Origin of the sequence: Micromonospora profundi, from assembly GCF_011927785.1 — a bacterium.
In the GTDB taxonomy this organism is placed as follows: domain Bacteria; phylum Actinomycetota; class Actinomycetes; order Mycobacteriales; family Micromonosporaceae; genus Micromonospora; species Micromonospora profundi.
Genome location: NZ_JAATJK010000001.1, coordinates 383169 through 396988 on the forward strand (window position 1 = coordinate 383169; position 13820 = coordinate 396988).

Here is a 13820-nt window from a genome sequence, read left to right on the forward strand (position 1 = left end):
CGGTCAAGGTCGTTCAGACGGTGGGGTGCTCCACCTTGACCGGGCAGGCCCCACCCACTCCACGGTGTGCGGACGAAGGCTGACGGGATGGCTGAGGGCGCAGCCGGGGAGGGTGCGGCCGAAGATCATCGGGCACAGATCCGGCACAACTGAGGCCGGCAAGGGGTGTCAATCAGTGTCAGGCAACGGCAGGGTTCTCCCAGGCCGGGACGACGATCCGCCCCGATGCGGATGATCCTCATACCCCATGAGGGATTAGTACGTGCAATCCGGGGTCCGATCAGGGACGATTGGCGCAACGGACGTCGGTGATCGGACGGGCGTCGACCGTTCGGGCCGTCATGCCCGACGTCGGTCGGCGGTCCTCCGCAGGAGCCGCTGAACCGGGAGGGTGACCGCGATGCCTGACATACGACCCACTGTGGGCTCCGGCGCGCTTGTCCTCAACGCCACCTACGAGCCCCTGTGTGTCGTGTCGGTGCGTCGTGCCGCGATCCTCGTGCTGACCGCAAAGGCGGTCTGCGTGGCCGACGGTGACGGCATCCTGCACAGCGCCCGCGACGCGCTCCCGGTGCCGTCGGTGGTCCGGTTGACCCGCTTCGTCCGGGTGCCGTACCGCACTCATGTGGGGCTGTCCCGGCGGGCGATCTTCGCCCGGGACGGCTGGCGTTGCGCCTACTGCCGTGGGCCGGCCGAGACCATCGACCACGTGTTCCCCCGTAGCCGGGGCGGCAGGCACGCCTGGGAGAACGTGGTTGCCGCGTGTGCCCGGTGCAACCACACGAAGGGTGACAAGACGCCCGCGGAGTTGGGTTGGCGGTTGCACGCGCTCCCGGCTGCTCCGAAAGGCACCGCCTGGCGGGTCCTCGGGCATCGCGCACCGGACCCCCGCTGGGCGGACTGGCTCGACCTGCGGGAGCCCGAAGCCGCCGCCTGAGCCCCGGACCCGGTCGCGGCAGGGCCTGCGCGGCCCGCCGTCAAGCACCACGGGCCTTGACCAGCGACGCGAAGACCACCACGTTGTCCGAGTAGCCGGTCTCACCGCCGACCCATCGGCCGCCGCAGGTGATCAGTCGCAGGCCGGGGCGGCTGAAGTCGCCGTACACCTCGTCGACGGGCAGTCGCCCCTTGTCGAAGTGGTCCACCGAATCCACCTCGAAGACCGCCACGCTGCGGTCGGAGCGGGTCACCTCGATCTCGTCGCCGGAGCGCAGTTCGCCGAGCTGGTGGAAGACCGCAGGCCCGCTCGTGGTGTCCACGTGTCCGACGATCACCGCCGGGCCGTACTGGCCGGGGGTGGGGCCCTGGTCGTACCAGCCGGCCTCCTGGGCGCGGGCGGCGTCCGGCACGGCGATGGTGCCGTCGGCGGCGATGCCCACGTCATGCACCGGAGCCCGTACGTCGATCTTGCTGATGGCCAGATCGGTTGGTCGACTGGCAGGCAGCACCGGGAACTTCTTCGGTGGTGGCCGCAGGCCGGCGCTGAGACTGTCCGGCAGGACGTTGATCCCGGTGACCTGCTCGATGCCGAGCATCGCGACGATCAGCACCATCACTGCGGCGACGGCCAGCACCGGCAGCCCCGGCCCCGGGCCGAACCGCCGGCCCACCAGCGGCGACCCGACGGGACGACGGCGCGGCGGCAGCGGGCGGGCATCCGGGTCGGTGGTGGCGACGCTCGCTGCCACCGCCTGGCCGGCGACCCGGCGCAGTCGGCGCGAGGCGCCGGCCACCAGCCGACCGGAGGCGCGCAGCGCCGTCCCGGCCCGCTGTCGGGCACGGCGCTCCGGCCGCGTACGCGCGGATCTGCGGGTCATGGCGTGCCCGGCTCAGGAGCCGGCTCCGGTCCGACGCCGGCTGCCCGCCATGCCAAGCGCGACTGCGACGCCCACCACTGCCACGCCGCCGAGCACGAGCATCGAGCCGGTGCCCCGGCCGCCGGCGGTGCCGCCACCACCGGTCGCGGGCCCCTTGCTGGGCGATGCCATGTTCAGCACCGTCAGCATGGTGGAGGCCGTCTGGTTGTTCTGGCACTTCAGGTCGGCCGGGTAGTCACCGGGCTGCTTGTTGGCCGGCACGGTGACCTCCCCCTTGAGGAAGCCGTTGTCCGGCCTGAGCATCACGTGCCCGAACGCGTCGGAGTGCACGTTTGCCTGCCGGTCGTTGTTGTTGTCGCAACTCGCCTTGATGCTCACCCGGCTGCCGGCCTGGACGCTGTTGGGCGTCACCTCGATGAAGGTGTTCTCACCGGCTCGTGCCGGTGCCACCGACAACAGGACGAACGCCCCGACCAGCCCCAACAGCGTCAGTGCGGACGAGAGTGCGCGGTTGATCGTGCGAAGCCCCTGCATGATTTCCCCCTCCCGGCGTCGACCGCCGGAACCCTCCCCTGGGTACGCCGCTGAGTTCCCGCTGGCCCGGGGGCAAACCCGCGAACGTGCAGGGTCAGCGGCGGGGACGGCAGGGTCAGCGGCGGGGGACGGCCGGGTCGGCGGGCGGGAGTGGGTGGATCGGCTGCCAGTGCAGCGGTGACGAGAGGACCATCGTGCTCGACGGCTGCCCGTACGGGGCGAGCCGGTCGATGACCCCTTCGAAGTCGTCGATCGAGCCGGCGGCCACCTTGAGCATGCTGCACGCGTCTCCGGTGATCCGGTGGATCTCCAGGATCTCGGGCCAGCCGGCCACCTCCGGGTCGTGCAGGATGCAGCGCGCGCCATAACAGGACATTCGGATCAGCGCGACCACCGTACGACCGGCCCGGGTCAGGTCGACGTGGGCGTGGTAGCCGACGATCACTCCGGTCTCCTCCAGCCGGCGGACCCGCTCCGCAACCGCTGGTGGGGACAGGTGCACCCGTCGCGACAGCTCGCTGAAGGAGAGCCTCGCGTCGGCCTGCAACTCGCGCAGTAGCGCCCAGTCCATGTGGTCCACGCTGCGACCTTACTTTCGTGAAGCCGATTCGCCCACCTGCCTTTCGTTCGCCATCTCAGGCCGGGAAGTGCCGTTGATCAGGCATTCCATCTGCCGATCCAACCGCGGGATCATGTTGTCGGCACATCCGGAGGGAGACGACTGGTGGATCAGACGGAGCGGCGGGCACCCGAACGCGGCGTCACGGTACGACCGGTGACCCCGCGTCAGCGGGCCGCGCGGGCCGCACGCAACGGCGGCGAGCCGACGCTGGAGTTCGCCGAGCTGGTGCCCTACGACGCGTACGTGCGGGCGAGCGCACTGCACCAGTTGCAGCAGCCATTGAGCGACGACCCCGGCGAGATGTCGTTCCTGGTGGTCAGCCAGATCATGGAGCTGTACTTCGGGCTGACCTGCCACGAGCTGCGTGACGCCCAACGTCTGCTGCGCGAGGACCGGATCGCGGATGCCCTGGCCCCGCTGCGCCGCGCCACCCTGCACCTGGAGGGGCTCAACGCCTCCTGGAAGGGTCTGCGCTGGATGACCCCTGCCGACTTCAACAGGTTCCGCAACCTGCTGGGTGAGGGCTCCGGGTTCCAGTCGGCGATGTACCGGCAGCTGGAGTTCCTGCTCGGTCTGCGTGATCCGGCGCTGATCCGACCGTTCCGCAGGCAGACCGAGGTGCACGCCGCGCTGACCGCCGCGCTTGCCGCCCCGAGCCTCTGGGACGACGTGGTGGCGCTGCTCGCCCGGCAGGGCTTCGACCTTCCCGCCGACCTGCTCGACCGGGACGTGGCGGTCGAGCACGACCCGAACCCGGCGGTCGAGGAGGCCTGGGTGCGGATCTACGTCGACGGTGGTCCGGACAACCAGCTGCGGCTGCTGGGCGAGGCGCTCAGCGGCGTGGCCGAGGAGTTCGGCGACTGGCGCTGGAACCACGTGAAGGCGGTCCAGCGGACAATGGGCGCGAAGGTCGGCAGCGGCGGCTCGGCCGGCCTGGCGTGGCTGCAACGGAGCATGGCCCGGGTGGTCTTCCCGGAGCTGTGGTCGGCACGTACGGCGATGTGAATCGAGAGCGAGACACCCCTGTGGACACCCCTGCAACCGACCCCCTGGCCTTCGCCGCGGGCGAAGCCGACTCACTGGACGTCGCCACCGCCGAGGCGCAGGCGCTGCGTCTCGACGAGGCCGACCCCGGTCACCGGCACCTCTTCCACGTGCCGCCCGCCGACGGCGGCGAGCACCCCGAGTCGGCGTACCTGGCGGGCAACTCGCTCGGCCTGCAACCACGTGCGACCCGTGACGAACTCCTCGCCGACCTGGACGACTGGCGTCGGCTCGGCGTCGAGGGGCATGTGGAGGCGGGGCGGCCCTGGCTGCCGTACCACGAGTTGTTGACCGCTCCGGCCGCCCGACTTGTCGGCGCCCGGCCCGCGGAGACCGTGGTGATGAACTCGCTCACCGTCAACCTGCACCTGCTGATGGTCAGCTTCTACCGCCCGGCGGGGGAGCGCACCCGCATCGTCATCGAGGACACGGCGTTCCCCTCGGACAGCTACGCGGTGCGCAGCCAGGCCCGCTTCCACGGTCTGGACCCGGACGCCACGGTCGTGCGGCTCAAGCCCCGACCCGGCACCGACACGCTCGGCACCGAGGACGTCCTGGACTTCCTGGCCCGGGAGGGCCACACGGTGGCGTTGCTGATGCTCGGCGGCGTCAACTACCTCACCGGCGAGCTGATGGACATCCCGGCGATCACGGCAGCCGGGCGGGCCGCCGGCGCGGTGGTCGGCTGGGACCTGGCGCACGCCGCCGGCAACGTGCCGCTGTCCCTGCACGACTGGGACGTCGACTTCGCCGCCTGGTGCTCCTACAAGTACCTGAACTCCGGTCCGGGTGCGCTCGGTGGCGTCTTCGTGCACGAGCGCCACCTCGGCAACCCTGACCTGCCCCGCTTCGAGGGCTGGTGGAGCACCGAGGCGGCCACCCGCTTCGAGATGACCCCGGAGTCGCGTCCACCGGCCACCGCCGACGCCTGGCAGATCTCCAATCCGCCGATCTTCGCGATGGGGCCGGTACGCACCTCGCTGGAGCTGTTCGACTCGATCGGCATGCCGGCGCTGCGCGAGCGCAGCCTGCGGCTCACCCGCTGGCTGGAGCGCCTGCTAGACGAGGTCACCGCCGACCGGCCGTTGCAGGTCGTCACACCCCGTGACCCGGTCCGTCGGGGCTGCCAACTCTCCGTCCGGGTCGGTGCCGGCAACGCCGCCGAGCTGACCAAGAGGCTGCGGCACGAGCACGGCGTGGTCGCCGACGCCAGGGAACCGGACATCGTCCGCTTCGCCCCGGTTCCGCTCTACTCCACCTACCACGACTGCTGGCGGGCCGCCGCCGCGCTCGCCGCGACGGTCGGGCAGTACTCAACGAAGGGGCAACCGCGATGACCTCCCGGCGCGACGAGATCGCGATCATCGGCGCCGGGCTGGCCGGTAGCCTTGCCGCCTGCTTCCTCGCGCGACGCGGCTACCCGGTGGTCCTGTACGAGCGTCGGCCCGACCCGCGTGCCGGCACGGCCGAGCGTGGACGCTCGATCAACCTCGCGCTCTCCGAGCGTGGCCTCGACGCGTTGCGCCGCGTCGGCCTCGACGAGCAGGTGATGGCCGACGCCCTGCCGATGCGCGGCCGGATGATCCACCCGGTCGAGGGGGAGCCGCAGTTCCAGTCGTACAGCGCCGCCGGTGACCGGGCGATCAACTCGATCAGCCGGGGCGCGCTGAACAACGCCCTGCTGGACGCCGCCGCCGCGCTGCCCGGCGTACGCGTCGTCTTCGACCACCGTCTCGTCGGGCTCGACCCGACGAACGGCAGCCTTACCTTCGAGACCCCGCAGGGCCAGGTCGCCGCCAAGGCGTCCGTGGTGCTGGGCGCCGACGGCGCGGGTTCCGCAGTACGTGGACAGTTGCTCGCCGACGGCCTGCTGACCGAGAACGTGGACCTGCTCGACTACGGGTACAAGGAGCTGACCCTGCCGCCGCTGGGTGGGGACTTCGCGTTGGACCCGGACGCGCTGCACATCTGGCCGCGCGGCACCTCGATGATGATCGCCCTGCCGAATCCGGACCGCTCGTTCACCTGCACGCTGTTCTGGCCCAACGAGGGCACCGGCAGCTTCGCGGCGTTGGACAACCCGGCGGCCATCGAGCACTACTTCGCGAGGCACTACCCGGACGTGGTGCCGCTGGCCCCGAACCTGGTGGACGACTACGAGAACAACCCGGTGGGTGTGCTCGGCACCGTCCACTGCGCTCCCTGGCAGGTGAACGGCACCGTCGGTCTGCTGGGCGACGCGGCGCACGCCATCGTGCCGTTCTACGGGCAGGGCGCCAACTGCGCCTTCGAGGACGTCGTCGAACTGGACCGTTGCCTCGACGAGTGCGCCGACGAGTGGTCGGAGGCGCTGCCGCTGTACCAGCAGCGGCGACAGGAGAACGCCGAGGCCATCGCGACCATGGCGCTCACCAACTTCGTGGAGATGCGCGACAAGGTCGCCTCGCCGGTCTTCCAGCTCAGCCGACGGGTGGAGCACGCTCTGGAGCGGGCACTGCCCGGCCGGTACGTCTCCCAGTACGAGCTGGTGTCCTTCTCCACCACCCCGTACGCCGAGGTTCGCCGTCGGGTCCGGCGGCAGCACCGGGTGCTCGGCGCGATCGCCGGTGGTGTCGCGTTGCTGCTGGCCGGCGCGGTCGGCACGGCGCTCAGCCGAGGGCGGCGCGGATGACCGGCCACTGGGACCCCGAGCTGATGACCGGTCGGGCGCCGGCCAAGCCACAGCGGCTGCGCAACTTCGTCGGCGGCGAGTTCGTCGACGGCGGGTCGACGTTCGCCAAGGTCAGCCCGGTGACGGGTGAGCAGGTCTTCGAGGTGGACGAGGCATCGCGGTCCACAGTCGATGACGCGGTGGCCGCCGCCCGGGCGGCACTGCGCGGCCCGTGGGGCCGGATGGGGGAGCGGGAACGCGCCGAGGTGCTGCGCCGGGTCGCCGACGAGTTGGAGCGGCGCTTCGACGACCTGGTCACCGCAGAGGTCGCCGACACCGGCAAGTCCATCTCCCAGGCCCGCACCCTGGACATCCCGCGCGGCGCGGCGAACTTCCGGGCGTTCGCGGAGATCGTGGCGACCGCACCCACCGAGTCGTTCACCACTGTCACACCGACCGGCGGTCGGGCTCTCAACTACGCGGTCCGCAAGCCGGTCGGTGTGGTCGCTGTCATCGTGCCGTGGAACCTTCCGCTGCTGCTGCTCACCTGGAAGGTTGCCCCGGCGCTCGCCTGCGGCAACGCGGTGATCGTGAAGCCCAGCGAGGAGACGCCCGCCTCGGCCACTGTGCTCGCCGAGGTGATGGCCGCAGCCGGCGTACCGGCCGGTGTGTTCAACCTGGTGCACGGCTTCGGACCGGACTCGGCGGGCGAGTTCCTCACCCGCCACCCGGGGGTGGACGCGATCACCTTCACCGGCGAGTCGGCCACCGGCGGGGCGATCATGCGGGCCGCCGCCGACGGCGTGAAGGCGGTGAGCTTCGAGCTGGGCGGCAAGAACGCCGGCCTGGTCTTCGCCGACGCCGACCTGGACGCCGCGGTGGCCGGATCGGTGCGGTCCAGCTTCACGAACGGCGGGCAGGTGTGCCTGTGCACCGAACGCATCTACGTGCAGCGACCGGTCTTCGAGGAGTTCACGGCCCGGCTCGCCAAGCGGGCCGGCGAACTGGCGTACGGCTGGCCCACCGACGAGGCCACCGCCACCATGCCGCTGATCTCCCGGCAGCACCGGGCCAAGGTGCTGAGTCACTACGACCTGGCCCGCGCCGAGGGCGCCGAGGTGCTGGCCGGCGGGGGTGTGCCCACCTTCGGTGACACCCGCGACGGCGGGTCGTACGTGCAGCCGACAGTGCTCACCGGCCTCGGACCGGACGCCCGCACCAACCGCGAGGAGATCTTCGGCCCGGTGGTGCACGTCGCGCCGTTCGACACCGAGGACGAGGCGTACGCGCTGGCCAACGGCACCGAGTACGGCCTGGCGGCGACCGTGTGGACCCGGGACGTCGGCGTCGCGCACCGGGCCGGCGCCCGGCTGGACGCCGGCATCGTCTGGGTCAACACGTGGTTCCTGCGGGATCTGCGGACCCCGTTCGGCGGCGTGAAGGCGTCCGGCATCGGCCGCGAGGGCGGCGTGCACTCACTGAACTTCTATTCCGAACTCACAAACGTCTGCGTGGATCTGTCGTGACCCGGCGCAGCGAGGAGCGGGCATGAAAGCTGACATCGAGGGCGCGAACCGGGAGCTGGCCGAGGCCCGCAGCACCGGCAAACCGTGTCCACCGCTGCGTGGGCGGCTGCTGCCCGAGGGGGACGTCGAGTCGGCGTACCGCGTGCAGCAGCTCCAGGCGCGGGCCTGGCAGGACCGCGGCGAGCGCCGGGTCGGCGCGAAGATCGGGCTGACCTCCCGGGTCGTGCAGGAAGCCTTCGGCGTGTTCCAACCGGACTTCGGCGTGCTCACCGACGTCATGGCTGTCGGCGACGGCGTCGAGGTGGACATCGACCGGCTGCTCCAGCCTCGGGTCGAGGCGGAGATCGCGTTCGTGCTCGACAGGGACCTCGACGATCCGCAGATCACGACCGTCGACCTGATCCGCGCTGTCGACCACGTGCTGCCGGCCATCGAGATCGTCGACTCGCGCATCGCCGCCTGGGACATCTCCATCGTGGACACCGTCGCCGACAACGCCTCCAGCGGGCTCTTCGTGCTCGGCACCTCGCCGCGCCGGCTCGCCGACGTCGACCTGCGGCTGTGCGGGATGGTGCTGGAGCACGCCGGTGAGCCGGTCTCGGTGGGCGCGGGCGCGGCCTGCCTGGGCAACCCGTTGCTCGCCCTGCACTGGCTGGCCGGCACGCTCGCGCGCGCCGGTGACCCGTTGCGGGCCGGCGACGTGGTGCTCTCCGGGGCGCTCGGGCCGATGGTGTCGGTCACCCCCGGTGCCGCGTACGAGGCACGGATCTCGGGGCTCGGCTCGGTGCGGGCCTGCTTCTCGCGAGGAGAGTCAGCATGAGTGGCGGCGTGGCGGTGCTCGGTTCCGGAAACATCGGCACCGACCTGATGATCAAGGTGTTGCGGCTGAGTGACAGCCTGCGGATGGTGGCGATGGCCGGCATCGACCCGGCCTCCGACGGCCTGGCCCGTGCCCGCCGGCTCGGCGTCGCCACCACCGCCGAGGGCGTCGACGGACTCGTCGCGATGCCCGAGTTCGCGGACGTCGAGCTGGTCTTCGACGCCACCTCGGCCGGCGCGCACCGGCACCACGACGAGGTGCTGCGCGCCCACGGCCGCACCGTCGTCGACCTGACCCCGGCCGCCATCGGCCCGTACGTGGTGCCGCCGGTCAACCTCGACGAGCACCTGCACGAGCCGAACGTCAACATGGTGACCTGCGGCGGGCAGGCGACAGTGCCGATCGTCGCCGCCGTCGGGCGGGTCACGCCTGTGGTGTACGGCGAGATCGTCGCGTCGATCGCCTCGAAGTCGGCAGGGCCGGGCACCCGGGCCAACATCGACGAGTTCACCGAGACCACGGCGCGAGCCATCGAGGTCGTCGGCGGCGCCGAGCGGGGCAAGGCGATCATCGTGCTGAACCCGGCGGACCCGCCGCTGCTGATGCGCGACACCGTCTACTGCCTCTGCCCGGACGCCGACGCCGACACCACAGCCATCGCCGCCTCGGTGGCGCAGATGGTGGCGACGGTCCAGGAGTACGTCCCCGGCTACCGGCTCAAGCAGGACGTGCAGTTCGAGCGGGTGCGGACGTACGTGCCGACGCTCGGGCGGCAGCTCACCGCCCTACAGGTGTCGGTCTTCCTTGAGGTCTCCGGTGCCGGGCACTACCTGCCGGCGTACGCCGGAAACCTGGACATCATGACCTCCGCCGCGCTGCGCACCGCCGAGCGGCTGGTGGCCCTGCGCTCCTCGGAGGTGGCTGCGCGATGACCGACCTGTACATCCAGGACGTGACGCTGCGCGACGGCATGCACGCCGTCGCCCACCAGTACACGGTCGACCAGGTGCGGACGATCGCCGCCGCGCTGGACGCCGCCGGGGTGGCCGCGATCGAGGTGGCGCACGGCGACGGGCTCGCCGGGTCGAGCGTCAACTACGGCCACGGCGCGGCAAGCGACGCCGAGTGGATCTCGGCAGCCGCCGAGGTGCTCACCACGGCGAAGCTCACCACCCTGCTGCTGCCGGGCATCGGCACCATCGCCGACCTGAAGGCCGCGAAGGCCCTCGGCGTGACAAGCGTGCGGATCGCCACCCACTGCACCGAGGCCGACATCTCCGCCCAGCACATCTCCTGGGCGCGGGAGAACGGCATGGACGTGTCCGGGTTCCTGATGATGTCGCACATGAACGATCCGGCCGGGCTGGCCGGGCAGGCCAAGCTCATGGAGTCGTACGGGGCGCACTGCGTCTACGTCACCGACTCCGGCGGCCGGCTGCTGATGTCCGACGTGGCGCAGCGGGTCGACGCGTACCGGCAGGTGCTGGAGCCGGAGACGCAGATCGGCATCCACGCCCACCACAACCTGTCCCTCGGCGTGGCAAACAGCGTGCTCGCCGTCGAGCACGGCCGGATCCTCGGCGCCGGGCCGCTCGGCTCCCCGTCCGGGCGGATCGTCCGCGTCGACGCCTCCCTCGCCGGCATGGGCGCGGGCGCCGGCAACGCGCCGCTCGAAGTCTTCGTGGCGGTCGCCGAGCTGCACGGCTGGAAGCACGGCTGCGACGTGTTCGCGTTGATGGACGCTGCGGACGACCTCGTCCGCCCTATTCAGGATCGGCCGGTCCAGGTCGACCGCGAGACGCTCTCCCTTGGGTATGCGGGGGTCTACTCCAGCTTCCTGCGGCACGCGGAGCGGGCTTCGGAGCGCTACGGCGTCGACGTCCGGTCGATCCTGGTCGAGTTGGGTCGCCGTCGGATGGTCGGCGGCCAGGAGGACATGATCGTGGACGTGGCACTCGACCTGGCCGCTAAGGAGCCCGTGAGCGCGAGGAGCGAGCCGGGTCTGCGAGCCGGGCAGTCGCGAACGAAGGATGATGCAGCATGATCGGCGTGGACACCCTGGGCGTCGCGGCGAAGCTCGGCGAGGCCGCCGACACCGCCACGGCGATCCCGCAGCTCGCCGCCGAGGTGGGGCTCGACGTGCCTACCGCGTACGGCGTGCAGGCCGCGCTCGTGCAGCGTCGGCTGGATCGCGGCGAGCGGCTCATCGGGCTGAAGATGGGGCTGACAAGCAGGGCGAAGATGGCCCAGGTCGGTGTGGACGAGGTGATCTGGGGGCGGCTCACCGACGCGATGCGGGTGCCCGACGGTGGCGTCGTGGACCCGGCCGCGTACATCCATCCCCGGGTCGAGCCGGAGGTGGCCTTCCTGCTGGACCGGCTGCCCGAGCCGGGCGAGCCGGTGGGCGACTTCACCAGCGCGGTCCGCGCTGTCGCCCCGGCCATCGAACTGATCGACTCCCGGTACGCCGACTTCCGCTTCTCGCTGCCGGACGTGATCGCCGACAACACCTCGGCCGCCGCTTTCGTGATCGGGCCGTGGTCGCCGGTTCCGGCAGGGCTGGACAACCTCGGCGTGCTGCTGGAGGTCGACGGCCGGGTGGCGCAGGTCGGCTCGACGGCGGCGATCCTCGGCGACCCGCGTCGGGCACTCGACGAGGGCATCCGGCTGGCCGGCCGGCACGGCGTACGTCTGGAGTCCGGCTGGGTCTTCCTGGCCGGCGCTGCCACCGCGGCCGTCCCGCTGCGCCCAGGCGCCCACGTCCGCGCCGTGGTGGAGAAGCTGGGCACAGCGTCCCTGAAGGCGGCGTCATGACCGCGCGGATCGTGGCCGGCAAGGCCGTGCCACGCGGCGCGTTCCCACACGTCAAGGTCGCGGGCGGGTTCGTCTTCGTCTCCGGTACGTCGTCACGCCGGCCGGACAACACGTTCGCCGGTGTCGAGGTCGACGAACTCGGCACCACGAACCTCGACATCCGTGCACAGACGCGCGCGGTCATCGAGAACATCCGGGACCTGCTGCGGTCGGTAGGCGCGGACCTCACCGACCTGGTGCAGGTGACGTCGTACCTGGTCAACATGAATGACTTCGGTGGCTACAACGAGGTGTGGGCGGAGTTCTTCGACGCATCGGGGCCTACCCGCACCACGGTGGCGGTGCACCAGTTGCCGCACCCGCACCTGCTCATCGAGATCCAGGCCGTGGCCCTTCTTCCCTCGGGAGGTCAGTCGTGAGTGAAATCGCCGAACCGTTCAGCTTTCCGGGCTGGATCGCGGACAACCAGCACCTGCTGAAGCCGCCAGTGGGCAACAAGGAGATGTTCCCCGGCGGCGACGACTTCATCGTGATGGTGGTGGGCGGCCCCAACCAGCGGACCGACTTCCACGTCGACCCGTACGAGGAGTTCTTCTACCAGGTCAAGGGCAACATGCACATCAACCTCATGACCCCGGAGGGTCCGCGTACGGTGCACGTGCGCGAGGGGCAGATGTGGATGCTGCCGCGGAACACCCCGCACTCGCCGCAGCGCCCCGAGGCCGGCTCGATCGGTGTGGTCGTCGAGCGGGTCCGCGAGGAGGGCACCCTGGAGAAGTTCCAGTGGTACTGCCCCGAGTGCGGCAACAAGGTGCACGAGGTGGAGCTGCAGGTCCGCGACATCGCCGCCGACCTGCCGCCGGTGTTCCAGTCGTTCTACGCCGACGAGCAGGCGCGTACCTGCGCCAACTGCGGCACCCTGCACCCGGGTAAGGGCTGATGACGACAGGTGTCGTCGACGTGCACACGCACGTCGTACCGAAGGGTTGGCCGGATCTCGGCGCGGCGTGCGGCGGGTCCGGCTGGCCGTGGCTGCGTGTGGACTCCGAACGCGCTGCGATGATCATGGTGGGGGAGACGGAGTTCCGCCCGATCGGCGCCGAGTGCTGGGACGCGTCAAGGCGGCTTGCCGACATGGACGCCGACGGCGTGGACGTGCAGGTGGTCTCGCCGACCCCGGTGTTCTTCAGCTACGACCGCCCCGCCGACCAGGCGGTGAAGGTGGCTCGGATCTTCAACGACCTGACACTGGAGCTCACCGCTGCCGGCGGCGACCGGCTGGTGCCGTTCTGCCAGGTGCCGTTGCAGGACCCGGACGCCGCCTGCGCCGAACTGGACCGCTGCCTGGCAGCCGGGCACGTCGGCGTGGAGATCGGCAACCACGTCGGTGACCGCGACCTGGACGACGCCGGTGTGGTCACCTTCCTGCAGCACTGCGCCGAGGTGGGCGCTCCGGTCTTCGTCCACCCGTGGGACATGCCGAACAGCCCTCGGCTGGACAGGTGGATGGCCCGCTGGCTCACCGGAATGCCCGCCGAGACGCACCTGTCGGTGCTGGCGATGATCCTGGGTGGCGTCTTCGACAAGGTGCCGGAGACGCTGCGGATCTGCTTCGCGCACGGCGGCGGCAGCTTCCCGTTCTGGCTCGGTCGCGCCGACAACGCCTGGCACCGGCGGGGTGACCTGGTCCGTGGCGCGTCCGCCGGCCCGCCCAGCAGCTACCTCGACCGCTTCCACGTCGACTCGGTGGTCTTCGCGGCTCCGGCGCTGCGGCTGCTCGTCGACACGATGGGGTCCGACCGGGTGCTCGTGGGCAGCGACTACCCGTACCCGTTGGGCGAGCGGCCGGCCGGTGCGGTGGTCCGGGCCGCCGACTTCCTGACCGACGACGAGCGCCACAAGCTGCTGTCCGCGAACGCCCTGCGCTTCCTGCACGGCTGAGCGTCCGCCCCGCCGGGGCGCCGCCGCCCCGCCGGGGCGCGAGCAGATCTTG

The 13820-nt window shown here is 71.2% G+C and carries 15 protein-coding genes; 12 read left to right on the forward strand and 3 right to left on the reverse strand.

Annotated elements, in window-relative coordinates; translation table 11 throughout:
• The first annotated feature begins 400 nt into the window (after window positions 1-400).
• Window positions 401-937 carry an HNH endonuclease gene (locus tag F4558_RS01750; RefSeq protein ID WP_053653125.1) on the forward strand — a complete coding sequence of 179 codons (537 nt, stop codon included), beginning with the start codon at window positions 401-403 and terminating at the stop codon, window positions 935-937.
• A 40-nt stretch (window positions 938-977) separates the two neighbouring features.
• Here the strand turns inward: F4558_RS01750 and F4558_RS01755 are convergent, their stop codons facing one another.
• The 3 genes from F4558_RS01755 to F4558_RS01765 all read right to left on the reverse strand — a co-directional run bounded on the left by F4558_RS01755 (window position 978) and on the right by F4558_RS01765 (window position 2931).
• A complete protein-coding gene (locus F4558_RS01755) occupies window positions 978-1817 on the reverse strand; it encodes a class F sortase (RefSeq protein WP_167942997.1) in 840 nt (279 codons plus the stop codon).
• A gap of 12 nt (window positions 1818-1829) precedes the next feature.
• The gene (locus F4558_RS01760) at window positions 1830-2303 is read right to left on the reverse strand and encodes a hypothetical protein (RefSeq protein ID WP_167947178.1); all 474 of its coding nucleotides are present in this window, start codon (window positions 2301-2303) and stop codon (window positions 1830-1832) included.
• A gap of 163 nt (window positions 2304-2466) precedes the next feature.
• Window positions 2467-2931 (reverse strand): Lrp/AsnC family transcriptional regulator, encoded by a 465-nt coding sequence (locus tag F4558_RS01765; RefSeq protein WP_053653008.1) that lies wholly within the window; start codon window positions 2929-2931, stop codon window positions 2467-2469.
• 144 nt (window positions 2932-3075) lie between these two features.
• Between F4558_RS01765 and F4558_RS01770 the strand changes: the two genes are divergently transcribed.
• The 11 genes from F4558_RS01770 to F4558_RS01820 all read left to right on the forward strand — a co-directional run bounded on the left by F4558_RS01770 (window position 3076) and on the right by F4558_RS01820 (window position 13768).
• Complete coding sequence (locus F4558_RS01770) at window positions 3076-3978, forward strand: tryptophan 2,3-dioxygenase (protein ID WP_053653007.1); 903 nt, start codon at window positions 3076-3078, stop codon at window positions 3976-3978.
• Window positions 3979-4052: 74 nt separating this feature from the next.
• The gene (gene kynU / locus F4558_RS01775) at window positions 4053-5354 is read left to right on the forward strand and encodes a kynureninase (RefSeq protein ID WP_167947180.1); all 1302 of its coding nucleotides are present in this window, start codon (window positions 4053-4055) and stop codon (window positions 5352-5354) included.
• Window positions 5351-6688 carry an FAD-dependent oxidoreductase gene (locus tag F4558_RS01780; RefSeq protein ID WP_053653006.1) on the forward strand — a complete coding sequence of 446 codons (1338 nt, stop codon included), beginning with the start codon at window positions 5351-5353 and terminating at the stop codon, window positions 6686-6688. The genes kynU and F4558_RS01780 overlap by 4 nt, the downstream gene beginning before the upstream one ends.
• 23 nt (window positions 6689-6711) lie before the next feature.
• Complete coding sequence (locus F4558_RS01785) at window positions 6712-8193, forward strand: 2-hydroxymuconic semialdehyde dehydrogenase (protein WP_053653005.1); 1482 nt, start codon at window positions 6712-6714, stop codon at window positions 8191-8193.
• 22 nt (window positions 8194-8215) lie between these two features.
• The gene (locus F4558_RS01790) at window positions 8216-9013 is read left to right on the forward strand and encodes a 2-keto-4-pentenoate hydratase (RefSeq protein ID WP_053653004.1); all 798 of its coding nucleotides are present in this window, start codon (window positions 8216-8218) and stop codon (window positions 9011-9013) included.
• On the forward strand, window positions 9010-9945 hold the full coding sequence (locus F4558_RS01795; protein WP_167942998.1) for an acetaldehyde dehydrogenase (acetylating): 936 nt from the start codon (window positions 9010-9012) through the stop codon (window positions 9943-9945). Before F4558_RS01790 ends, F4558_RS01795 begins: the two co-directional genes overlap by 4 nt.
• A complete protein-coding gene (dmpG, locus tag F4558_RS01800; RefSeq protein WP_167942999.1) occupies window positions 9942-11057 on the forward strand; it encodes a 4-hydroxy-2-oxovalerate aldolase in 1116 nt (371 codons plus the stop codon). The genes F4558_RS01795 and dmpG overlap by 4 nt, the downstream gene beginning before the upstream one ends.
• Window positions 11054-11827 (forward strand): 2-keto-4-pentenoate hydratase, encoded by a 774-nt coding sequence (locus F4558_RS01805; protein WP_167943000.1) that lies wholly within the window; start codon window positions 11054-11056, stop codon window positions 11825-11827. Before dmpG ends, F4558_RS01805 begins: the two co-directional genes overlap by 4 nt.
• Window positions 11824-12246 (forward strand): RidA family protein, encoded by a 423-nt coding sequence (locus F4558_RS01810; RefSeq protein ID WP_167943001.1) that lies wholly within the window; start codon window positions 11824-11826, stop codon window positions 12244-12246. Before F4558_RS01805 ends, F4558_RS01810 begins: the two co-directional genes overlap by 4 nt.
• Window positions 12243-12767 carry a 3-hydroxyanthranilate 3,4-dioxygenase gene (locus F4558_RS01815; RefSeq protein ID WP_053652999.1) on the forward strand — a complete coding sequence of 175 codons (525 nt, stop codon included), beginning with the start codon at window positions 12243-12245 and terminating at the stop codon, window positions 12765-12767. Before F4558_RS01810 ends, F4558_RS01815 begins: the two co-directional genes overlap by 4 nt.
• Window positions 12767-13768, forward strand: coding sequence for an amidohydrolase family protein (locus tag F4558_RS01820; protein WP_167943002.1), 1002 nt, complete (start codon window positions 12767-12769; stop codon window positions 13766-13768). The genes F4558_RS01815 and F4558_RS01820 overlap by 1 nt, the downstream gene beginning before the upstream one ends.
• Window positions 13769-13820 lie beyond the last annotated feature (52 nt).